The organism is Amycolatopsis sp. NBC_01286 (assembly GCF_035982555.1).
Classification (GTDB): Bacteria; Actinomycetota; Actinomycetes; order Mycobacteriales; family Pseudonocardiaceae; genus Amycolatopsis.
This window is the reverse complement of record NZ_CP108428.1, coordinates 2,495,356-2,516,571: the sequence shown is the minus strand read 5'-3', so window position 1 is coordinate 2,516,571 and position 21,216 is coordinate 2,495,356. Positions and strand designations below refer to the sequence as shown.

The window sequence follows — 21,216 nt, the reverse complement described above, 5'->3', positions numbered from 1 at the left end:
AGGCACCCGAAAGATGGGCGCTCTGCAACTGACGCTCGGCGGGCTCTCCGTCCTGCTCGGCCTCGTCGCCTGGGGCATGTTCGCCGCGACGATCGCCCGCTTCGTGCGGGTCATCCGCCTCGGCCAGCCCGACGCGACCCGCAACGGGCCCTTCGTGCCGCGTCTCATGACGCTGGTCAAGGAGTTCGCGGCGCACACCCGGATGAACCGGAAGCGCAGTGTCGGGCCGGCCCACTGGCTGGTCATGTGGGGCTTCCTGCTCGGCTCGCTCGCACTGTTCGAGGCCTACGGCGAGGTGTTCGTGCCGACTTGGGGCTGGCCGGTCCTCGACGACTTCCCGCCGTTCCAGCTGCTCATGGAGCTGCTCGGGCTCGGCACGATCGTGGGCATCCTGGTGCTGATGGCGATCCGCCAGCGCAACCACCCGCGCCGCGCCGACCGCCAGTCGCGCTTCCAGGGCTCCAACTTCAAGTGGGCCTACTTCATCGAGGCCGTCGTCCTCATCGAGGGCATCGGGATCATCGGCGTCCGCGCCGCCAAGGCCGCGCTCGGCGCGCACGAGACGCCGACCTGGGCCGCCTTCGTCTCCAACCCGCTCGGCGAGCTGCTGCCGGCCAGCCCGAACCTGGTCACGGTCTTCGCGTTCGTCAAGCTGATGAGCGCCACGGTCTGGCTGATCGTCGTCGCCCGCACGATGACCATGGGCATCGCGTGGCACCGCTTCAGCGCGTTCTTCAACATCTACTTCAAGCGCGAGCAGGACGGCGGCGTCGCCCTCGGCGCGCTCAAGCCGATGATGAGCGGCGGCAAGGTCCTCGACCTCGAGGAAGCCGACCCGGACGAGGACACCTTCGGCGTCGGCAAGATCGAGGACTTCAGCTGGAAGGGCTGGCTCGACTTTTCGACGTGCACCGAGTGCGGCCGCTGCCAGGAGCAGTGCCCCGCGTGGAACACCGGCAAGCCGCTGTCGCCGAAGCTGCTCATCACGCAGCTGCGTGACCACGCCTACTCGAAGGCGCCGTACCTGCTGGCCGGCGGCAAGCGCGACATGGCCGGCGACGAGGTGGGTCTCAGCGGCGACAACATGTACGCCGGTATCGACGTCCTCGCGATCGCCGAGTCCCAGAAGGCCCTGATCGGCGACGACGGCGGTGTCATCGACCCGGACGTCCTGTGGTCCTGCACCAGCTGCGGCGCCTGCGTCGAGCAGTGCCCGGTGGACATCGAGCACGTCGACCACATCGTCGACATGCGCCGCTACCAGGTGATGATCGAGTCGTCGTTCCCCAGCGAGCTGAACGGCATGTTCAAGAACCTGGAGAACAAGGGCAACCCGTGGGGCCAGAACGCCAAGGACCGGCTGGCCTGGACCGAGGACCTGGACTTCGAGGTCCCGGTGTTCGACGGCGACATGGGCGACGCCGAATACCTGTTCTGGGTCGGCTGCGCCGGCGCGTTCGAGGACCGCGCGAAGAAGACGACGCGGGCAGTCGCCGAGCTGCTGCACATGGCCGACGTCAAGTACAAGGTGCTCGGCTCGGAGGAGTCCTGCACCGGTGACCCGGCCCGTCGCGCGGGCAACGAGTTCCTCTTCCAGATGCTGGCGCAGCAGAACGTCGAGATCCTGAACTCGGTGTTCGAGGGCCGGGAGCGCAAGACGCGCAAGGTCGTCGTGACCTGCGCGCACTGCTTCAACACCCTCGCCAACGAGTACCCGGAGCTGGGCGGCCAGTTCGACGTCGTGCACCACACGCAGCTGCTGAACCGCCTGGTGCGGGAGAAGCAGCTGGTGCCGGTGGCACCCGTCGCCGAGGACGTCACCTACCACGACCCGTGTTACCTCGGCCGCCACAACAAGGTCTACGACGCGCCGCGCGAGCTGGTCAGCGCGACGGGCGCCCAGCTGCGCGAGATGCCGCGGCACGGCGACAAGTCGATGTGCTGCGGCGCCGGCGGCGCGCGGATGTGGATGGAAGAGAAGATCGGCAAGCGGATCAACGTCGAGCGCGTCGACGAGGCGCTCGGCACCGCGCCGTCGAAGATCGCGACGGGCTGCCCGTTCTGCAAGGTCATGCTGAACGACGGCCTCACGGCCCGGCAGGCCGACGGCAGCGCGAGCGAGAAGGTCGAGATCGTCGACGTCGCGCAGATGCTGCTGGAGTCGGTGAAGCGCAAGCCGGAGCCGAAGCCGGTGGCCCTCGGGGCGCCGTCGCTCGCGGAGACGTCCGAAGAAGCCTGACGCGCTCACGGCCCGGCCACGACGGATGTCATGGCCGGGCCGTGATCGTTGGCCCAGGTCCCGACGTCGCGGCCGCTCGACGATGAGGGCATGCGAATACTCACCTTGGCGCTGCTCGCCCCGTTCACGGCCGAGTTCCTGCTCGCCGACCAGTACCTCGCCGGTCCGCCGGAGCTGGGCCAGCAGCTCGGCATGTTCGCGCTCTACGTCGCCTTCTACGGCGCGGCCGCGCTGCTCATCCGCGAAGCCGCCCGACGCGCCGGACGCGGCTGGCCCACCATCCTCACCCTCGCGCTGGCGTTCGGCGTCTTCGAAGAGGGCCTGCTGACGCAGACGCTGTTCAACCCGCACTACCTGGGCCAGGACCTGCTGTCGTTCGGGCACGTGCCGCTGCTCGGCATCGGCGGCCCGTGGACGCTCTACGTGCTGACGCTGCACGTCGTGTGGAGCATCGGCGCGCCGATCGCGATCGCCGAGGCGCTCTTCGGCCGCGAACCGTGGCTGAAGAAGGTGGGCCTGAGCCTGTGGAGCGCGTCTCTGCTGGTCGGCGCCGTCGCGACCTTCGCCATCACCTACGCCTTCGCGCCCTTCGTCGCGCACCCCGCGCAGCTCGCCGGGGCCGCGCTGGTCGTCGTCGCGCTGGTCGTCACCGCGTTCCGGTTCCGCGCGCCGGCGTGGTCGTTGACGCCGGGGCGTCCGTGGGTCGCGTTCGTGCTCGGCCTCGGCGCGAGCACCGCGTTCCAGCTGGTCTTCCGGTCGGTGGACAGCCTGCCGTGGCTGCTCGTCGGGCTGTTGCTGGCGATCGAGGCGGCCACCGTGGTCGCCGTCGTGCGGCTGCGGCCGCCCGCGTTCCCGCTGGCCGCCGGAGCGACGCTCACTTATTGCTGGCTGGGGCTGAAAACGGCGATCGAACACGGCCCCGCCGCGATATTCGAACAGTCCGCGCTGATTGTCGTGTCCGTGGCACTACTCGTTGTCACCGCCCGCCGAGTTCGTACCCAGGTGAGTGTTCGCATGGTCCACTAGCTGGGAATTCCTCAAGGCAATCGATTACCCCAATAGCGATCGCAAAAATCACCGAAATGGCGGAGCAAGACGAGGACAAATCCTGGACTGTCCGCCGGACAACCGGCGTATCCTGGCCTTTCCCCGACGTCGGCGCAGCCGCCGGGATCACCTTTGACGATCGTGAAAAATCAGGGGGCGGCAAGGATGGGCGAGGACCGGCGGACCACCACCGGACGAGTGGGCGCACGGTTCCCGTCGTCCGGGCGGCACGCCCTCAACACGCTCCCGGACGACGTCGAGGATCGCGTCGCGCTGCCCGGGCCGTCCTCCTCGGTCGGCCGGGTCGGTGCCCGGTTCCCGGCCGCGCCGGCCGCCGACCAGCCCGCCCCGGCGGTGCGCGAGCCGGCCCCGGTGCCGCCGCCCGCCCGTGACGTCGAGCTCGACGAGGACTTCGCCGAACCCGTCATCCCGCCCCAGGACCACGCCACCGGCTCGCGGACGCTCGTGCGCCCGTACGTCCTCACCCGCGGCCGCACGAAGTCGCGACGCCACCTCGCCATCGAGGCCCTCGTCTCGACGCGGGCCGGCGCGCACTGGAACGGCGCCCGGCTGTCCGGCGAGTTCCGGTCGGTGCGGACGCTGTGCCACCACCCGCTCTCGGTCGCCGAGGTCGCGGCCCGGCTCAGCGTCCCGCTCGGCGTCGCCCGGGTGCTGCTCGACGACATGGCCGACCAGGGCCTGGTGACCATCCACGACACCCGCGTGAGCGTCGACGGCCGGCCGGCGGTCGCCCTCATGGAGCGCGTGCTGCACGGCCTGCGCCGGCTCTGACCATTACGCTCACCAAGGTGAGCGAGGATTCCGGCAACTCCGGCGGCGAAAGCACCCTGACCGTTCTGCTCGCCGGTGGGGTGAACCTGGCGATCGCGATCATGAAACTGGTCGCGGGGATCATCACCGGCTCGGGCGCGATGCTGTCCGAGGCCGCGCACTCGGTGGCCGACACGTTCACCGAAGCCCTGCTGCTGACGGCGTTGAAACGTTCCGATCGCCCGGCCGACCGCGTGCACCCCTTCGGCTACGGCAAGGAGCGCTACTTCTGGTCGCTGCTCGCCGCGGTGTCGATCTTCGCGTCGGGCTCGATGTTCGCGCTCTACGAAGGCGTCTCGACGCTCTTCGGGCACGGTGAAGCGCAGAGCACGTCGATCCTCAGCTACATCGTGCTGGCCGTGGCGTTCCTGCTCGAAGGCACGTCGTGGGTGCAGGCCGTGCGCCAGACCCGCCGGGAGTCCAAGGCCGAGAACCGGTCCTTCTGGGCCTACCTGCGGCTGATCGACGACCCGACGCCCAAGACCGTGCTGTTCGAGGACTCGGCCGCGCTGGTCGGCCTGCTGGTCGCCTTCGCCGGCATCGGGCTGCACCAGCTCACCGGCTCGGAGGTCTGGGACGGCGTCGCGTCGATCGTCATCGGCGTGCTGCTCGCCTGCGTCGCCTACCTGCTCGGGCGGACCAACCGCGGCCTGCTCATCGGCCGCCAGGCCAACCCGGAGATCGTCCGCGGCGTCCGCGACCACCTCTCGGCCGCGCCGGAGATCGAGGCCGTCGTGGACCTGCAGACCATGCTGATGGGCACCGACCAGGTCCTCGTCTGCACCCGGGTGGACTTCGACGACTCCCTCGGCGCCGCGGACCTCGAACGCGCCTGCGTCCGGATCGCCGCCGAGCTGACCGAGGCGTTCAACGACGTCACCGAGGTGTTCATCGAGCCGGTGCCGCGGACGGATCCCGACCTGCGCGCGACCGTGCTCGCTCGTTACGGCGACATCGCGGAGCGGTGGAACAACCCGGCCTAGCTCAGTACCCGAAGTCCTGGACCCAGTAGTTGCCCGCCTTGGTGAAGCCGACGCCGAGCTTCGTGAGCGAGCAGTTCAGGATGTTCGCGCGGTGGCCCTCGGAGTTCATCCACGAGTCCATGACCTGCGCCGCCGACGTCTGCCCCTTCGCGATGTTCTCCGCGCCCGGCTTCGAGTAACCGGCGGTCTTGATGCGCTGGTCGAACGTGACGCCCTCGGGGTTGGTGTGGGAGAAGAAATTCCGGGCCGACATGTCGTCGCTGTAGTCCTGCGCGGCCTTGGTGAGGTGCGATTCCTCGGCCAGCGCCTTGCAGCCCGCCTTCCCGCGCTCGACGTTGACCAGGTCGAGGACCTGGCCGGCGACCGACGGCGCGACACGGGCCGCGGGCTTCGTGGTCGGCGGCGCCTCGGAAGTGGACGGCGGCGGGGGCGTGGACGTCTCGGTCGGCGCCGGGGCCGCGCTGGACGTCGTCGGAGCCGCGGCCGAGGTCGTCGGGGCCGGCTGCTGCTGTCCCCCGTGGTTCTGGGCGTGGCCGTTCAGGTCCGTGCCGCTGGTGCCGCCGGACCCGCCGGGCTCGTTCGGGAGCACCAGAGCCGCGGCGGCCGCCTCGGAGGTGTTTCCTTCGGCGGTGGCCATCCAGGTGCCGGTCGCGGCGGAAAAGACGCCGAGCAGCACACTGAGTGACACCATCACCACGCGAGCACGTTCACCAATGGGGGACACGGCGCAGGAACGTATCACGGAACGATTACAGCGAGAACCCTCCTAACGAACTGTGACTCTTCGCATTGTGGCGAACACACGATTTCGAGAACGGTTTCCGTCAGCTCCGACGCGACCGCCGGACGCCCAGTAGCAGCAGGACACCGCACCCCAGCAGCGACAACGCCGTTAGGCCCGCGGGAACCGGGTCGTAACCGGTGTTCGGCAACGGCGTCGGCTCCGGGTCCTGACCAGGGGGAACCGGCGTCGTCACGACGCGGACGGTGGTGGATGCGCTGTCCCGCACGGGTTTCCCGGGCTGCTCGGTGTCGGGCGTCCCGGTGGCCGTCGCAGTGTTGCTCACATCACCACTGGCCGGCGCGGTCGTCGTGCACGTCCATTCCTGCTGGCCGGCGACCGGAAGCCGCGGGAACTTCCGGGCGCAGGCGGGGTACGCCGGATCCGTGACGTCGACGTCGGCCAGGTCGACGTTCCCGGTGTTGCGCACGACGAGCGTGAAGGTCACCGTCCCACCCGGACGGATCGTCGGGTCGGCCTTCTTCTGCAGGTCGATCGCGGGTTTCGCCACCTTGGCCGGCGCGTCGTCGGTCGCCGTGACGGGTTTTCCGTTCGGATCGTGGTCGGTCGCGGTCACCGTATTCGTGACGTCGTCATTGCCCATCGTCACGGAACAGGAGATCGGTTTCGACGATTCTCCCGGCGCGAGCGTGCCGATCTCGACCGAGCATTTCGGCGCGATCGGGTCATTCAGCGTTACGCCGGTCAGCGCAACGTCGCCGGTGTTCTTCGCGACGACCGTGAATACGGCCTCCTGGCCCGGGAGAAGCGGTTTCGCCGGGCCGGTTTTCGTCACGGTGATGCCTGGGCCGATCACGTCGACACTGGCGTCGTCGGTCGCGGTGACGGGGCGCCCGGTCGGGTCGTCGCCGGTCACCGACGCGACGTTGGTGACGTCCTCGCGGACCGTCGCCGAGCACTGGTGCGTCTCCTTGCCCCCGACGTCCAGCTTCGCGACGGTGAAGGCACAACCCGGCGTCTTGTCGTCGGTGACGACCACAGTGGACAGCGGCACGTCGCCGGTGTTGGTCACCACGATCGTGTAAGTGACCTCGTCGCCCGGGCGGACCTGCGCGGGCGAGACCGACTTGTCGATCTTCACCGCCGGGTGGATGACGTCCACGTCCGCCTGCGCCTCACTGGTCACGAGGTCGCCCGTCGGTGGCGTTCCGGTCACCTTCGCGACGTTCGTGACGTCGTCGGCGGGCGCGGTCATCGTGCACTCGTAGCGCTCGACGCCCTTGGCCGACAGCGCGCCGATGCTGCGCACGCACTCGGGGGCGATCGTGTCGGCGACGGTCACCGAGTGCAGGTCGACGTCCCCGGTGTTGGTCACCACGATGTCGAACGGCACCGAGTCGCCGGTGCGGAACGGGCCGCCGCGGACGTTCTTGGTGATGCTCAGGCCCGGTGCTGGACGACGAAGGTGGCGCTGTCGGTCGCCGTCACCGGCCGGTTCGTCGGGTCCTGGCCGGTGGCCGTGGCCGTGTTGGTGAAGCCGTCCCGGCCCGCCACCGTGGTGCACGTGTACGTCTCTTCGGCGTCGGGCGCCAGCGTCGCGACGGTGTGCGCGCAGGCCGGGGTGCGGTCGTCGGCGACCGTCACGTCGGTCAGCGGCACGTCACCGGTGTTCTTCACCAGGATGGAGAAGGTGACGGTGTCGCCTTCGCGGACTTCGTACGGCGTCACGTCCTTCATCAGCGCGAGCTGCGGGTGGATGACGTCGACCGCGGCGGTGGCGGTCGAGGTCACCGGGCGGCCGGTCGGGTCGGTGCCGTTGACACCGGCGGTGTTCGTGAAGTCGTCCGACGGGGCCGTGGTGGTGCAGGTGCAGGTCTGGACGCCGGCGAGCGCCAGGGTGTCGAACGTCCGGGGGCACGACTGCGTCTGATCATCCACAACGGACACGTTGGTCAGCGGGACGTCGCCGGTGTTCGTCACGACGATGGTGAAGGTGACTTCGTCGCCTTCGCGCACTGTCGTCGGCGAAGCTTCCTTCGTGATCTTCACGGCCGGGTGGATGACGTCGACCTTGGCCGTGTCGTCGGCGTCCAGCGGCGGCCCGGTCGGCGGCTGCCCGGTCACCTCGGCCCGGTTGACGACGTCGTCCGACGGCGCGGTCATCGTGCAGTCGTAGGTCTGCTTTTCCTTGGGGGCCAACGTCTCGAACGTCTTGGCGCAGGCCGGCGCGAGCTCGTCGGTCACCGTCAACGCGGTGAGCGGGGCGTCGCCGGTGTTCTCGACGGTGATCGTGAACGTGACCGCGTCGCCCTCGCGGAACGGGCCGCCCTTGACGTCCTTCGTGATGGCCAGCCCCGGGTGCAGCACGGTGTACGACGCGTCGTCGGTGGCCGTGACCTGGCGATCGGTCGGATCCGTGCCGGTCGCGGTCGCCGTGTTCGTAAAACTGTCGGTGCCCGCGGTTACGGTGCAGGAGTGGTGCTGTTCGGCACCGGGAAGGAGGGAGCCGATGGTCTGAGCGCACGACGGCGTCCGGCTGTCCACAACGGACACTTCGGTCAGCGGCACGTCGCCCGTGTTCTTCACGACGATCGTGAACGTCACTGTGTCGCCCTCACGAACCTGGGCGGGCGCGGCGTCCTTGGTGATGCTGATCGCCGGGTGGATCACGTCCACCGCGGCCTCGGCGGTCGACGTCACCGGGCGGTTCGTGCCGTCGGTTCCGTTGGCGGTGGCGGTATTGGTGAAGTCCGCTTCGCCGGCCACGAGCGTGCAGGTGTAGGTCTGCTTCGCCTGCGGCGCCAGCGTGCCGAGACGCTGAGCGCACTCCGGCGCGAGCTGGTCGGCCACGAAGACGTCCCGCAGCGGGCTGTCGCCGGTGTTCGTCACGGTGAGCGTGAACGTCACGGTGTCGCCCGCGCGAACGACCTTCGGGTCGGCGTCCTTGGTGATCGCGATGCCCGGGTGGATCACGTCGACGGCGGCGTCGTCGGACGCGGTCACGGCGGGGCCGACCGGCGGTGTGCCGGTGACCTGCGCGGTGTTCGTGAAGTCGTCGGCCGGCGCGGTGCCGGTGCAGCCGAAGCCCCACGTGCCACCGGGTTCGAGCGTGCCGTCGAAGGCTTGCGCACAGCCGGCGACGAGCGCGTCCGTGACCTGGACGCCGGTCAGCGGCACGTCACCGGTGTTGCGCACAGTGATCCGGAACGGCACGGTGTCGCCTTGGCGGAAGGGTCCGCCGGTGACGTCCTTGGTGATCGTGACGGCCGGGTGCTGCACGGTGAACGAGGCGTCGTCGGACGCGTTCACGGGCCGCTTCGTCGGGTCGGTGCCGGTGGCCTTCGCGGTGTTCGTGAAGCCGGCGGTGCCCGCGACGGTGGTGCAGGTGTACGTCTGCTTCGCCTGCGGCGCCAGGGTTCCGAGCGGCTTCGCGCACGGGGCGACCTGGTCGTCGGCCACGCCGACGTCGGTGAGCGGCACGTCGCCGGTATTGGTCACGGTGATCGTCCAGGTCACGGTGTCGCCCTCGCGGACCTGCGCGGGAGCGGCGTCCTTGACGATCGCGATCGCCGGGTGGATCACGTCGACGACGGCGTCGTCGGTGACCTTCACCTCGCGGCCGAGCTGGTCCTTGCCGGTGGCGGTCGCGGTGTTCGTGAAGTCGTCGGCCGGTGCCGGGGTGGTGCAGGTGTAGGTCTGCTTCGCCTGCGGCGCCAGCGTGCCGAACGTCTTGGCGCACGCCGGGGTCCGGTCGTCGGTGACGGCGACGTCGGTCAGCGGCACGTCACCGGAGTTCGTGACGGTGATCGTGAAGGTGATCTGGTCACCGGTGCGGACGGTCGTCGGCGAGGCGTCCTTCGTGATGGTCAGCGCCGGGCTGATCACCGTGACGGTGGCCGACGCGGTGTCGGTCACCGGCTGGCCGGAGCGGTCGGTGCCGGTGGCGGTGACCGTGTTCGTCGTGGTCTTCGACGGGTTCGCGGTGCAGGTGTAGGTCTGCGCCGCGCCCGCGTCGAGGCTGTCGATGGTGCGCGAGCACGACGTCGTCGTGTCGTCGGTGAGCTTCACCGGGGCGAGCGGGCTGTCGCCGGTGTTCTTCACGGTGATCGTCCACGTGACGGCCTCACCGGCGTGGATCACCGTCGGGCCGGCCGTCTTGGTGACGTCGATGGCCGGGGCGATCGTCGGTGCTGGTGCGTCGGCGGTGGCCGTGACCTGCTTGCCGAGGCCGTCGACGCCACTGGCGGTGGCGGTGTTGACGCCGTCGGCGACCGGTGCCTTCGTCGTGCAGGTGAGGGTGCGGGTCTCGCCGGGCTTCAGCACGCCCGCGAGCCGTTGCGCGCACGACGGCGTCTTCGGGTCGGTGACCTGCAGCGCGGTGAGGTTGGCGTCGCCGGTGTTGGTGACCTTGAGCGTGAACGTCACGGTGTCGCCGGCGCGGTAGGCGGGCTTGTCGGCGATCTTCGTGATGCCGATGGCCGGGTGGATGACGTTCACCGAGGTGGTCGCCGTGCCGTCCAGCGGATCGCCGAGCGCGCTGGTGCCGGTGGCCTTCGCGGTGTTCGTGAAGTCCTTGTCCGGCGCGGTCGCGGTGCAGGTGTAGCTGACCGTCTGGCCGCCCTTGAGCGAGCCGATGTCCTTGCTGCACGCCGGGAACGCGTCGTCGGCGACCTTCACCCCGGACGCCGGCGCGCCGCTCGGGTTGGTCACGACGATGGTGAACGTGACCGGTTCGCCCGGGTGCACCTGGGCCGGTTCCGCGCGCTTGCTGATCTGGAGCTCGGGCACCGGCGTCGAGAAGGCGAGGTTCTGCGCCAGGTAGGAGTCGCCGGTGGTGGCGAAGCCGAGCTTGGCGCTGGTCGCGCCGGCCGGGATGGTGTCGACGTTGAACGACTTCGCGTCCACGCTGAAGTTGTTCTTCACCGCGGGATCGCCGGCACCGTCGGCGTTCGAGATGAAGAAGTTCGACGTCCCGCCGGCCGACGGTTCGGCGGCCGGTTTGTCGTTGATCAGGAACTGGTCGCCCGAGATGCCCCAGTCGCCCTCGTAGGCGGTGACGCCGACGTGCGCGTCCGCGGCGGCGGCGCGGAACCCGGTGATCGTCGTGGTCGTGGGCTTGTCGGTGCTGTTCTGCCGGACGTGCCCGTCGTAGATGAACACCTCGCGCTTGTTCGGCGCGTAGTCGGCGTTGCGTTCCGGGTAGGCGTAGACCAGGGCGACCGACCAGCCACCCATGCAGTTGAAGCCCTTCGGCGCCCAGACGTTGCCGACGGTCAGGTCCAGCGCGGACCCGGTCGGCGCGTCGGCGAACTGCTTGGTGACGTCGGCGTAGGCCGAGTAGTACTGGCCGCCGCTGAACGTGTCGAGTGGGTCTTCGGTGTAGACCGCGGGCGGGACGTCGACGGATTTCCCGGCGCCGACGGTGAGCCGGACGTCCTGTTTCACGGGTGTTCCGGGCGGCACGATCGCGGCGGTGTTGTTGTTGCGCGACTGGCACATCTTCGTCGGCGACAAAACACCCGGCGACGTCGTGTAAGCGCCGGTGTTACCCGCCCAGTTGAGCCGCGCGAAGAGGATTTTCGCGCCCGGCGGAATGGTGACCGTCGCCTTGGCGGAATCGAACGTGCCGCGGTCGGCGTCGACGTCGGCCCACTGCATGAAGAAGTTGTCGTTGACGAGCGTGTCCCGCCGATCGGCGGTGTTCGCGCAGGTCGCAGGGGTGTTGCCGGTGCCGGTCGTCGGCGCGTTGTCCGCGTTCACCGGGCACCGCACCACGCCGTTGCCCGCGTAGAGGAAATCGCCGTAGACGACTTCGTCGTAGTTCAGCTGGAACGGCTTGACGACCGCCGCTTCCGCAAGGGGAGCGATTGCCGAGGCCATCAGGACCAGCGCCAGGACCACTAGGAGGTGGAGTGACTTCCTGGACAGCGACATACGGGTACTCCCGGGGGCCGAGGCGACTTTTCGGAGCCTGACACGCTCCCGTCTTTCCCGCCCTTTTTGACCCTGGTGATCACCCGCCCGGGGAATGCGTGAGCCGTGTCGTCGACTCGTGGGTGATGGCCGCGGCGGCCGCGACGAACCCGATCACCGTGCGGAGCTCGTCGTCGGAATAGCGCTCGCAGAGCTCGATGACCTTGGCGACCAGGTGGTCCCAGAGGTGCACGCTGCGCTCGATCGCGCCCGGGTCGAGCGCGATGAGGACCTTGCGCCGGTCGTCCGGGTGCGGCTCGCGGGCGACGAACCCCTTGCGCTCGAGCCGGTCGATCAACGCCGTCACCGACGCCGGCGCGAGCCCGGAGAGCCGCGCCAGCTCCTTCGGCATCTGCGGGCCGAGCCGGGCGAGGTAGTCCAGCACCTTGCTCTCGACCGGCGACAACCCCCGCGTCTCGGCGATCGCGGTGTGGAACATGACCGTCTCCGTCGAGAGTTCCCGCGCCCCGAGCAGGACCTCTTCGACCAGCTTCGCTCGCTCGCTTGACACGGCGACCAGCGTAGCCCACTCTTTAGTTCGACAGAACGAATTAGTTTCTAAGAGTTTCGAGGAGACGAAGGACATGACACGGGCGCTGATCATCGGGGGCGGGATCGCGGGGACGATCACCGCCATCGCACTGCACGAAGCCGGCCACGAGCCGCTGCTGTTCGAGGCCTACGACCGCGGCGCCGAGGGCGTCGGCGCGTTCCTGACCCTGGCGGTCAACGGCCTGGACGCGCTGCTGCCGCTCGGCCTGAAGGACGTCGTCAAGAGCACGGGCTTCGACTCGCCGCGGATGTCGATCGGCCTGGGCGACGGCACGCGGCTGGCCGAGTTCCCGCTCGGCGGCACGCTGCCGGACGGCACCGTGAGCCAGACGGTGCTGCGCTCGGACCTGTACGTCGCCCTGCGCGACGAAGCCGCGAGGCGCGGGATCCACGCCGAGTACGGCAAACGCCTGATCGGCGCGAACCAGACGTCTGCGCAGGTCAGGGCCGAGTTCTCGGACGGCTCGCACGCCGAGGGCGACCTGCTGATCGGCGCCGACGGCCTGCGCTCCCGCGTCCGGACGATCATCGACCCGGACGCGCCGTCGCCGCGGTACGTGCCGCTGCTCAACACCGGCGGGTTCGCCGAGGGCCTGACGCTGCCGGACGAGCCGGGCGTGCTGAACATGGTCTTCGGCCGGCGCCTGTTCTTCTGCCACGTCGTCAGCCCGGACGGCCGCGTCTGGTGGTTCGCGAACCCGGCCCGCAAGACCGAGCCGACCGGCTCGGAACTGGCCGCGCTCGCCGGCGAGAAACTGCGCACCGAGCTGCTGGACCTGGTGTCGCGCGACCGGACGCCGGCCGCCGAGATCATCCGCGCGACCCGCGACGTCTACCCGGCCTGGCCGACGTTCGACTTCCCGACGGTCCCGATCTGGCACCGCGGCCGCATGGTGATCATCGGCGACGCGGCCCACGCGACGTCACCGGCGGCGGGCCAGGGCGCGTCGATGGCCATCGAAGACGCCGTCACGCTGGGGAAGTGCCTGCGCGACGTGCCGGACATCGCCCAGGCGCTGACCACTTACGAGGGGCTGCGGCGCGAGCGCGTCGAAGCGGTCGTCGCGCGCGGCAAGCGCAACGGCGACGACAAGCTGATCGGCCCGGTCGGCCGGGTGATCCGCGACTTCTTCATCAAGCGCGCGTTCGCGAAGCCGCAGAGCGAGGACCCGAACGCGTTCATGTGGAACCACCACATCGACTGGAACGAGAAGGTCGCGGCTTAGCGCCAGGTGTCGACGCGGTGGAAGTTCTTGTACGCCCGGCTCGGCGTCGGCCCGCGCTGGCCCTGGTAGCGGGAGCCGGCCTCGCTGGAGCCGTACGGGTGCTCGGCCGAGCTGGACAGCCGGAAGATGCACAGCTGGCCGATCTTCATGCCCGGCCAGAGCGTGATCGGCAGGTTCGCGACGTTCGACAGCTCGAGCGTGATGTGCCCGGAGAAGCCGGGATCGATGAAGCCCGCCGTCGAGTGCGTGAGCAGCCCGAGCCGCCCGAGCGACGACTTGCCTTCGAGGCGGCCGGCCAGGTCGTCGGCCAGGGTGACGAGCTCGAACGTCGAGCCGAGCACGAACTCGCCCGGGTGCAGCACGAAGGGCTCGTCGCCCTCCTTCTCGACGAGCGAGGTCAGCTCGTCCTGCTGCAGCTGGGGATCGATGTGGGTGTACTTGCTGTTGTTGAAGACGCGGAAGAACCGGTCGAGCCGGACGTCGACGCTGGACGGCTGGACCATGCCGGGATCGAAGGGGTCGATGCCGAGCCGGCCGGCATCGAGCTCTTTGCGAAGGTCACGGTCACTGAGCAGCACGTCGCAAAGCCTATCCGGTGGGTTTAGGCCGCACGCATGTGCTGCGCGTAGGTGGCATCGGGCGAGAAGAGCTTCTCGAGCCGCTTCACGTACCCGCGGCGACCGGCCTCGCCGATCCGTTCCTGCAGCGCGGTGGCCCCGGGAATGAACCGCCGCACCGTCTCGGCGGCGAAATTGACACCCGCCGCGGTGACGATCACGGCCTGCGCGAGAAGGTCGTTCGGCAGCTCGAGGAAGTCGGCGTTGGTCTTCCCGAGCACGAGCCGCGAGATCGAGGAGTGCACGGCGACGGAGACGTGCGACAGCACCTTCCCGACGGCCCCACGCCCTTCCCCGACGGCGGCATTGGCCTCGACCAGCGCCTTCGCGAGCCGCTTGGAGTCGTCGTCGGGGATGAACTCGGTGGCGGCGAGCAGCCAGAGCAGCCGCCACGCGTCCTCTTCGTCACTGGGCAGCAGCTCGTCGTCGACGCCCATCAGCCAGCCGATGTAGCGCCAGAGGTGCAGGATGTCGCCGCGCTCGCGGGCGGAGTAGCGGAGGCCGAGCAGCTGCGTGCCGAAGACGTAGACGAGCGAGAAGAGCAACAGCGTGCCGGCGGTCTGCACCTGGTTGACGGGCTTGTCCCAGGCCGCGTGGTCCCAGTCGTCCCGCCGATGCATGGCGGCGCGCACGTGGGCGTGCACGACCCGGATGCGGAGAGCGGAGGCGTACCCCTTGGCGCCGTGCTTCAGGGCACCGGGCGTGGTGACATCGATCCACCAGGCCGCGGTCTCGACGAGCCGCCGGGTGGCCTTGTACTCGATCTCCCCGGTCCCGACCAGCGACTTCGTCGCGCGCGAGGCGAGGTAGCCACCCATGAGCGACATGTCGCCAAGCGGAAAGAGCCCGAGCAACCCGGCCCGCGTGATGGCCTTCGCACCGCGCTCGAGCCGCTCGTCATCAACCCAGTAGGGCTTCGCTTCGACGGCGGCGAAGAAAGCCTCCAGCGGCCCCTCGGCCCCGGCGCCGTTATTGAGAGCGTCCTCGAAGAGCCGGTGCCCCTGCCCCCTCGGCTGCTGCGCCATCCAGGCGACAACGTCGTCGGCGAGCCGATCCTCGACCTGCGCGAACTCCCGAAGCCGGGCGACCTGCCGCTCGTCACCCCGGATGTCACCCTCGATGAACAGCCGCGAAGCGAGCCGGAACCCGCCCTCCCGGAACAGCTCGGGATCATCCATCCGGCACACCTCCGACGTCGACAACAAGTGTTGTCACTTGACGCGCCGACGTCAAGGAGGGAGGGTCTGGACAAGGGGATCACCGCGCCGTGTATGCTTGCCACGCACTGCGGATGTAGTTCAATGGTAGAACATCAGCTTCCCAAGCTGAATACGCGGGTTCGATTCCCGTCATCCGCTCTCAGTCGAAAGCCCCGGGTCTCAGATCCGGGGCTTTTCGCTTTCCGATTCACGAGCGTGACACCAGCGCACCTGATGGTCGGGTTCGTCGCGGTATTCGAGCACGCCGGCGTCGACCAACCCGAGCAGTGCCTTGTAGAGACCGTTGCCCAGCTTGTTCGCGGACCAGAAGATCCACTTGATCCCGACCCACTCTTCGTCACCGCGAAATACGCCGAGTTCGATCGCCAGATAATATTCCGCTTCCTCCAAGTCGGTCCAGTCGACCAATCGCTCTTTCAAACTCATGAGTCCATTGTCCGGGTCTGGCGCAACTGATTTATCCGTTGACGCAGGTGCGCCGCCTGACCGGCCGGAAGTCCGGCCTCCTCCGCGCGGTCCAGCGCCTCGGACGCAGCCAGGGAACCCAAGCGGTGCAACAACTCCGCCCGCGATGCGTGCCACCACGGGTAGTCCTCCAGGCCCGGCAATGCGTCCACCAAAGCCAAAGCCGCCGCAGGACCGTCCCGTTCCGCCACCGCGGCCGCGCGGTTCAAGCGCACTACCGGCGTGTCCTGGATCGACAACAGCACGTCGTACCAGGAGATCACCGCGTCCCAGTTGGTCTCCTCGTACGTCGGCGCGAGGTCGTGGCAAGCTGCGATCGCCGCCTGGATCACGTATGGGTTCGGCACCGAGGGGGTTCGGCGTAGGCCCGCACCCACCAACGACACGCCTTCCTTGATCAACTCAGGGTCCCAGAGCGAGCGATCCTGGAAAGCCAGCAGCACCGGCGAACCCGACGAAAAGCGGGCCTCACGGCGGGCGTCTTGCAGTAGTACCAGCGCCAAGAGACCTAGCGCCGTCGGCTCGTCGGGCATCAGTGAGACCAGCAGGCGAGCCAAGCGCACCGCCTCGGCGGTCAACGACGCGCGGCCCGTGTAGCCCTCGTTGAAGATCAAGTACACCGTCGACGCTACGCCGGTCAGGCGTGCGGGCAGTTCTTCGGAAGACGGCACGCGGTAGGGGATCCGGGCCTGCGCGATCTTCTGCTTCGCGCGCGTCAGGCGCTTCGCCAGCGTCGCTTCGGGGAGCAGTAGCGCGCGGGCCACCTCTGACGTCGACAGGCCGCCCAGCGTTCGGAGGGCCAAGGCGACCTGCGCGTCCAGGGACAACGCCGGGTGGCAGCACGTGAAGACCAGCCTCAGCAGGTCGTCGCGGACCGCGAGCGGGTCGGGGGACGGGTCGACGGCCGGCATCGCGTCGGCCTCCTTCCCGAGGCGCTTCGCTTCGCGGCGGACGACGTCGACCGCGCGCCTGCGGGCCGCGACCAGCAGCCAGCCGCGGGGGTTGGCGGGGACGCCGTCGCGTGGCCACGTCTCGAGGGCGCGGACCACCGCGTCCTGGACGGCGTCTTCGGCGCGGTCGACGCTGCCGGTGACGCGGACCAGCGTGGCCAGTACCCGGGTGCCCTCGTCCCGGACCAGCCGCGCGACCGCGTCACCGGCGAAGGTCACTTGCCGAATTCGACGACCGGCCGGACTTCGATGGCGCCGTCCCAGGCGCCCGGGATCTGCGCCGCGACCTTGACGGCTTCGTCGAGGTCGGCGCACTCGATGAGGTAGAAGCCGGTGAGGGCTTCCTTCGTCTCGGCGTACGGGCCGTCGGTGGTGACGATGTCGCCGCCCTTGCCGCCGGTGACGTGGACGGTCGTCGCGGTCGCGGTCGGGTACAGGGCCGCGCCGCCGCGGATCACGGCCTGCGCGGCCGCGCCGAACTCGTCGTAGTCCCGCATCATGCCGGCGGCTTCGGGCTGGGTCGGGTCGACGTCGGAGGCGTAGATGATGGCGGCGTACTTGGGCATGACAGCTCCTCACAGAGGTCGGCCGGCGCCGATCGCCGGCTCTCACTGTAAGGACGAACGGCGCGGACGTCTCCAGGACAACCGCGCCGGACTTTTCTCAGCCTTCGACGAGCTCCCACTCGGCGTCCGGCGTCTCGCGGTCGTAGACCTGGCCCGGTGCGGCCTTCAGCACCGTGCGGACGTCCGGATACAGCTTCGCGACGTGCTCCAGCTCCAAGCCCTCGACCTCGAAGTCCTCCGCTTCCGGGACCTCGAAGCCGACGAAGAGCCACGTGCCGTCCTGCTCGCGGACGACCTGGCGGACCGCGCGGACCGGACGCTCCGACCCGGTCGGCAGCTCGGTGAGGCCGCTGCTGATCTGGACCTCGTCGTCCGGCGAACCTTCGAACTCCCAGGCCGCGCGGCGCTGGGCGAGCAGGCGGATGTCCTCGTCCTCGTCGTCGGAGCCGGTCACCGAGGACAGCAGCCACGCGCGGTGGTCCGGGTCCCAGTCGGCGGCCATGCCCGTCGGCAGCTCCGCGAGCGCGGCCAGCTGCGGGAGCAGCTCGAGGGCCTCGCGGACCGACAGCTTGCCGAAGTTCTCGCGGTTGACCAGCACGTCTTCCGACAGCTCGGTGCCGTCGCTGATGAACCAGTCGTCTTCGTCGTCCAGGACGACGAAGCCCAGTGCGTCGGCGTCGGTCACCAGAGCCAGGGCGATGATGACCGGTGCTTCCGGGTCCTGGCGCAGCGGCCATTCGGTCGACATGCCCCGTATCCCACCATCGGGCGACGGCGGCCCGGGAGCCGGGGTCGTCCGGTCGCTTAATTCATCGCACGTTGATATTATGGCCGCCATGGTGCTCCCCAAGGGTCTCGCCCGCTTCAACCGCGTCGCGACCAACCGCGTCAACAAGTACGTCGTCAACTGGGCGCCCGGGTTCGGCATGATCGTCCACAAGGGACGGAAGTCGGGCCGGGAGTACCGGACGCCGGTGAACGTCTTCGGCACGGCGGAGGGCTACGTCGTCGCGCTGACCTACGGGCCGGACGCCGACTGGGTGAAGAACGTGCTGGCCGAGGGCGGCTGCACGGTCGTCACCCGGCGGAAAAACCACCACGTGCACGGCGCCCGGCTCGTGCATGATGAGTCGCGCCAGGCCATGCCGACGCCCGTCCGGCAGTTCCTCGGCCTGCTGAACGTCCACGACTTCCTGCTGCTCAAGCGGGACTAGGGGGAACGATGCTCGAGGGGGAGCTCGTCCGGCTGCGCGCGCTGGAGCCGGAGGACGCCGAGAAGATCCACCGGTGGGTTCACGACCCCGAGGTCGGCCGGTGGATGAACAACAGCCACCCGCGCTCCCTCGCGCAACTGCGCAAGCGCGCCGAGGAACGCCCGGCCAACAGCTACGAACTGGTCGTCCTCGGGATCGAGGCCAAGGCCGACGGCAAGCTCATCGGCGTCATCGACCTGCGGGACGCCGAGCCCGAGATCGGCAACGCCGAGCTGGACGTCTACATCGGTGACGCCGAGTACCGGAACGGCGGCGGTTACGGCACCGAAGCGCTGCACCTGATGTGCCGCTACGGCTTCAACGCCATGCGCCTGCACATGATCACGCTCTGGGTCGTCGCCGGGAACGAGCGCGCCCGGCACGTCTACCGCAAGGTCGGGTTCTCCGAGGACGGCCGCCACCGCGAGGCGTTCGTCGCGATGGACGGCGAGCGCCACGACATGATCCTGATGAGCCTGCTCAAGGGCGAGCTCAAGTCGTGAGCCGCTTCGGCGCCTTCAGCCGCCACGCCTCTTCGAGCAGCTCACGCAGCTGATCGACGTCGACCTTCCCGAGGTCGACGATGATCGAGCCGGAGCCGTCGTAGTGCGGGGTCGTGAAGAAGGCCGCGTCGCCGGATTCCAGCAACGCGGCCTTCTCGTCGAGCCCGCACATCACGACCAGGCCGCCTTCGGCCTCGGTGCGCAGCCGTGCGAACCCCTTGCCCGCCACCTTCAGCGCGGGCGTGCGGTACCAGGTCGCCGCCTCGACCTCGGGCAGTCCCGAGGCCAGGCGGACGACGTCTTCCCAAGTCGTCATGGGTCCATTGTCGACCCGGCGTCTTGGAAATACCGGAGCTACGGCAGCAGGGTGATCCGGTCCGCCGCGGGCGGGGCCAGGTTCGGGTGGGCGCCCAGGTACGCGATCAGCGCGTCCAGGTCCACCGGTCCGCCGGCCAGGTTCGTGCCCTTGGTGAACTCGGTGAAGCCGTCCCCGCCGGCGGCGAGGAAGTTGTTCACCGACACGCGGAACGTCGCCGCCGGGTCGACCGGCGTGCCGTTCACCGTGATGTTCGAGATCCGCGAGCCCTGCGGCGCGGCGGCCGAGTAGCTGTAGTGCAGCGAGCTCGAGATCTGCAGGAACTTCGGGTTCACCCCCGGCGCCCACTGCTGTTCCAGCACGTTCTTCAGGTTCGCGCCGGTGAGCGTGATCGTCTGCATGATGTTCGCGAACGGCTGGACGGTGAACGCCTCGCCGTAGGTCACCACGCCGTCACCCTCGTTGTTCGCAGACGACTTGTACGTCAGGTCGGCGCGGATGCCGCCCGGGTTGGTGATCGCGATGACGGCGTTGTTCGACTGCGTGCCCGCGAGCTGCGCGTCGGCGATGACGTCGCCGAGCAAGGACTCACCGGCCGCGTTGCCCGCCGCCGGCAGGTCGGCGGTGATGGTGCCGACCGGCTTGTTCGCGATCGGCGCCGACTTCGCCTTGGCGTCGGCGACCAGCGCCGAGACGGCCGGGTCCGGCGTCACCGTGCGCGTGACGATCTCGTTGTGGGCCTGCGTGGCCGACCGGACGACGTCGCGCGTCTTCAGGTTGATCTTCAGGTCCACCACGGACAGCAGGCGGCCGAACGACGCGCCCTGGATGACCGTGCGCGGCTGGCCCGCCGGGTCGTTGATCACGCAGTTGTACTGCTGGTGGCTGTGCCCGGTGAAGATGGCGTCGACCTTCGGGGTCACCGCCTTCGCGATCGCGGTGGCCGGGCCGGGCAGCACCCGGCAGTCGTTCGGGCCCTCGATCTCGGTGCTGTCGCCCTGGTGCAGCAGCACGACCTGGGACTTGACGCCGAGGAAGTCGAGCAGGTTCGCGGTGCGGTTGATCGCCTCGACCTCGTCACCGAACTTCAGGCCCTTGATGGCCTCCGGCGTGACGACGGTCGGCAGGTCCTTCAGCGTCGCGCCGATGACACCGATCGGCACACCGCCCTCGAACTTGACGGTGAACGGCAGCAACGCGGGCAGGCCGTTGGTGAAGTACACATTGGACCCGAGGAACGGGAAGTCCGCACCCTTGAACTTCTTGTCGAACTGGCAACCGTCGGTCGGGTTGCAACCGCCGAACTGCATGCGCTGCAGTTCCTTGTAGCCCTCGTCGAACTCGTGGTTGCCGACGACGGACGCGCTCACGCCGATCTGGTTCAGGAAGTCGATGGTCGGCTCGTCGTGGAACAGCGCCGAGACCACCGGCGACGCGCCGACGTTGTCCCCGGCGGAGAACACGAGCGAGTTGCGCACCTGCGCGCGAAGCTGCTTCACGTGCGTCGCCAGGTAGGCGGCGCCACCGGCGTCCACTGTGGTCCCGTCCGACTGCGTGACCCGGCCGCTGGAACCCGACGGCGGCTCGAGGTTGCCGTGGAAGTCGTTGAACGTGATGATCCGGACGTCCGTCGTCGGATCCGGGCGCTGGCCCGCGGACGCGGGTGCGGTGGTCACCGCCGTCGTCGCCAGCGCGGCCGCGGCGAGCACCACGAGCCGGGTTGAAAGCCTCAT

19 protein-coding genes and 1 tRNA gene are annotated in these 21,216 nt (G+C 69.2%); 8 read left to right on the top strand and 12 right to left on the bottom strand.

The features are described 5' to 3' along the window. The first annotated feature begins 13 nt into the window (after window positions 1-13). The 4 genes from OG570_RS12180 (at window position 14) to OG570_RS12165 (ending at window position 5,100) form a co-directional block, all read left to right on the top strand. Entirely contained in the window at window positions 14-2,239 is a 2,226-nt protein-coding gene (locus tag OG570_RS12180; protein ID WP_326956555.1) for a (Fe-S)-binding protein, read from the top strand. Between the two features lie 90 nt (window positions 2,240-2,329). Then, complete coding sequence (locus OG570_RS12175; RefSeq protein WP_326956554.1) at window positions 2,330-3,265, top strand: hypothetical protein; 936 nt, start codon at window positions 2,330-2,332, stop codon at window positions 3,263-3,265. 219 nt (window positions 3,266-3,484) lie between these two features. Then, the gene (locus tag OG570_RS12170; protein ID WP_326956553.1) at window positions 3,485-4,078 is read left to right on the top strand and encodes a DUF742 domain-containing protein; all 594 of its coding nucleotides are present in this window, start codon (window positions 3,485-3,487) and stop codon (window positions 4,076-4,078) included. Window positions 4,079-4,095: 17 nt separating this feature from the next. Then, the gene (locus OG570_RS12165) at window positions 4,096-5,100 is read left to right on the top strand and encodes a cation diffusion facilitator family transporter (protein WP_326956552.1); all 1,005 of its coding nucleotides are present in this window, start codon (window positions 4,096-4,098) and stop codon (window positions 5,098-5,100) included. 1 nt (window position 5,101) lies between these two features. Here OG570_RS12165 and OG570_RS12160 read toward each other — a convergent pair whose 3' ends face one another. The 4 genes from OG570_RS12160 to OG570_RS12145 all read right to left on the bottom strand — a co-directional run bounded on the left by OG570_RS12160 (window position 5,102) and on the right by OG570_RS12145 (window position 12,326). Continuing rightward, window positions 5,102-5,797 (bottom strand): CAP domain-containing protein, encoded by a 696-nt coding sequence (locus OG570_RS12160; RefSeq protein WP_326956551.1) that lies wholly within the window; start codon window positions 5,795-5,797, stop codon window positions 5,102-5,104. Between the two features lie 127 nt (window positions 5,798-5,924). Continuing rightward, window positions 5,925-7,235, bottom strand: a complete 1,311-nt coding sequence (locus tag OG570_RS12155) for a DUF7507 domain-containing protein (RefSeq protein WP_326956550.1) — start codon at window positions 7,233-7,235, stop codon at window positions 5,925-5,927. 47 nt (window positions 7,236-7,282) lie between these two features. Further along, window positions 7,283-11,722, bottom strand: coding sequence for a DUF7507 domain-containing protein (locus OG570_RS12150; protein WP_326956549.1), 4,440 nt, complete (start codon window positions 11,720-11,722; stop codon window positions 7,283-7,285). A 133-nt stretch (window positions 11,723-11,855) separates the two neighbouring features. Further along, window positions 11,856-12,326 carry a MarR family winged helix-turn-helix transcriptional regulator gene (locus OG570_RS12145; RefSeq protein WP_247059390.1) on the bottom strand — a complete coding sequence of 157 codons (471 nt, stop codon included), beginning with the start codon at window positions 12,324-12,326 and terminating at the stop codon, window positions 11,856-11,858. A gap of 73 nt (window positions 12,327-12,399) precedes the next feature. Here OG570_RS12145 and OG570_RS12140 point away from each other — a divergent pair, with 73 nt between their 5' ends. Continuing rightward, window positions 12,400-13,593, top strand: coding sequence for an FAD-dependent oxidoreductase (locus OG570_RS12140; protein WP_326956548.1), 1,194 nt, complete (start codon window positions 12,400-12,402; stop codon window positions 13,591-13,593). Here OG570_RS12140 and dcd read toward each other — a convergent pair. Beyond that, window positions 13,590-14,171: a dCTP deaminase gene (gene dcd / locus OG570_RS12135; RefSeq protein WP_247059392.1), complete on the bottom strand. Its 582-nt coding sequence runs from the start codon at window positions 14,169-14,171 to the stop codon at window positions 13,590-13,592. The genes OG570_RS12140 and dcd overlap by 4 nt on opposite strands. Before the next feature lie 23 nt (window positions 14,172-14,194). Further along, window positions 14,195-15,388 carry an oxygenase MpaB family protein gene (locus OG570_RS12130; RefSeq protein WP_326956547.1) on the bottom strand — a complete coding sequence of 398 codons (1,194 nt, stop codon included), beginning with the start codon at window positions 15,386-15,388 and terminating at the stop codon, window positions 14,195-14,197. Between the two features lie 109 nt (window positions 15,389-15,497). Between OG570_RS12130 and OG570_RS12125 the strand changes: the two genes are divergently transcribed. After that, window positions 15,498-15,568 (top strand) — tRNA-Gly (locus OG570_RS12125). A gap of 21 nt (window positions 15,569-15,589) precedes the next feature. Here OG570_RS12125 and OG570_RS12120 read toward each other — a convergent pair. From OG570_RS12120 to OG570_RS12105, 4 genes are all read right to left on the bottom strand, one after another. Then, on the bottom strand, window positions 15,590-15,856 hold the full coding sequence (locus OG570_RS12120; protein ID WP_326945281.1) for a hypothetical protein: 267 nt from the start codon (window positions 15,854-15,856) through the stop codon (window positions 15,590-15,592). Beyond that, the gene (locus tag OG570_RS12115) at window positions 15,853-17,064 is read right to left on the bottom strand and encodes an RNA polymerase sigma factor (protein WP_326956546.1); all 1,212 of its coding nucleotides are present in this window, start codon (window positions 17,062-17,064) and stop codon (window positions 15,853-15,855) included. Before OG570_RS12115 ends, OG570_RS12120 begins: the two co-directional genes overlap by 4 nt. Then, entirely contained in the window at window positions 17,061-17,411 is a 351-nt protein-coding gene (locus OG570_RS12110) for a YciI family protein (RefSeq protein WP_247059414.1), read from the bottom strand. The genes OG570_RS12115 and OG570_RS12110 overlap by 4 nt, the downstream gene beginning before the upstream one ends. A gap of 97 nt (window positions 17,412-17,508) precedes the next feature. Beyond that, the gene (locus OG570_RS12105; protein WP_326956545.1) at window positions 17,509-18,159 is read right to left on the bottom strand and encodes a hypothetical protein; all 651 of its coding nucleotides are present in this window, start codon (window positions 18,157-18,159) and stop codon (window positions 17,509-17,511) included. Window positions 18,160-18,247: 88 nt separating this feature from the next. Between OG570_RS12105 and OG570_RS12100 the strand changes: the two genes are divergently transcribed. Further along, window positions 18,248-18,625 carry a nitroreductase family deazaflavin-dependent oxidoreductase gene (locus tag OG570_RS12100; RefSeq protein WP_247059418.1) on the top strand — a complete coding sequence of 126 codons (378 nt, stop codon included), beginning with the start codon at window positions 18,248-18,250 and terminating at the stop codon, window positions 18,623-18,625. Between the two features lie 8 nt (window positions 18,626-18,633). Then, window positions 18,634-19,167, top strand: coding sequence for a GNAT family N-acetyltransferase (locus OG570_RS12095; protein WP_326956544.1), 534 nt, complete (start codon window positions 18,634-18,636; stop codon window positions 19,165-19,167). Here OG570_RS12095 and OG570_RS12090 read toward each other — a convergent pair. Both OG570_RS12090 and OG570_RS12085 read right to left on the bottom strand, forming a co-directional pair. Continuing rightward, window positions 19,157-19,483: an MmcQ/YjbR family DNA-binding protein gene (locus OG570_RS12090; protein WP_326945286.1), complete on the bottom strand. Its 327-nt coding sequence runs from the start codon at window positions 19,481-19,483 to the stop codon at window positions 19,157-19,159. The genes OG570_RS12095 and OG570_RS12090 overlap by 11 nt on opposite strands. Window positions 19,484-19,521: 38 nt before the next feature. Continuing rightward, complete coding sequence (locus tag OG570_RS12085; RefSeq protein WP_326956543.1) at window positions 19,522-21,216, bottom strand: bifunctional metallophosphatase/5'-nucleotidase; 1,695 nt, start codon at window positions 21,214-21,216, stop codon at window positions 19,522-19,524.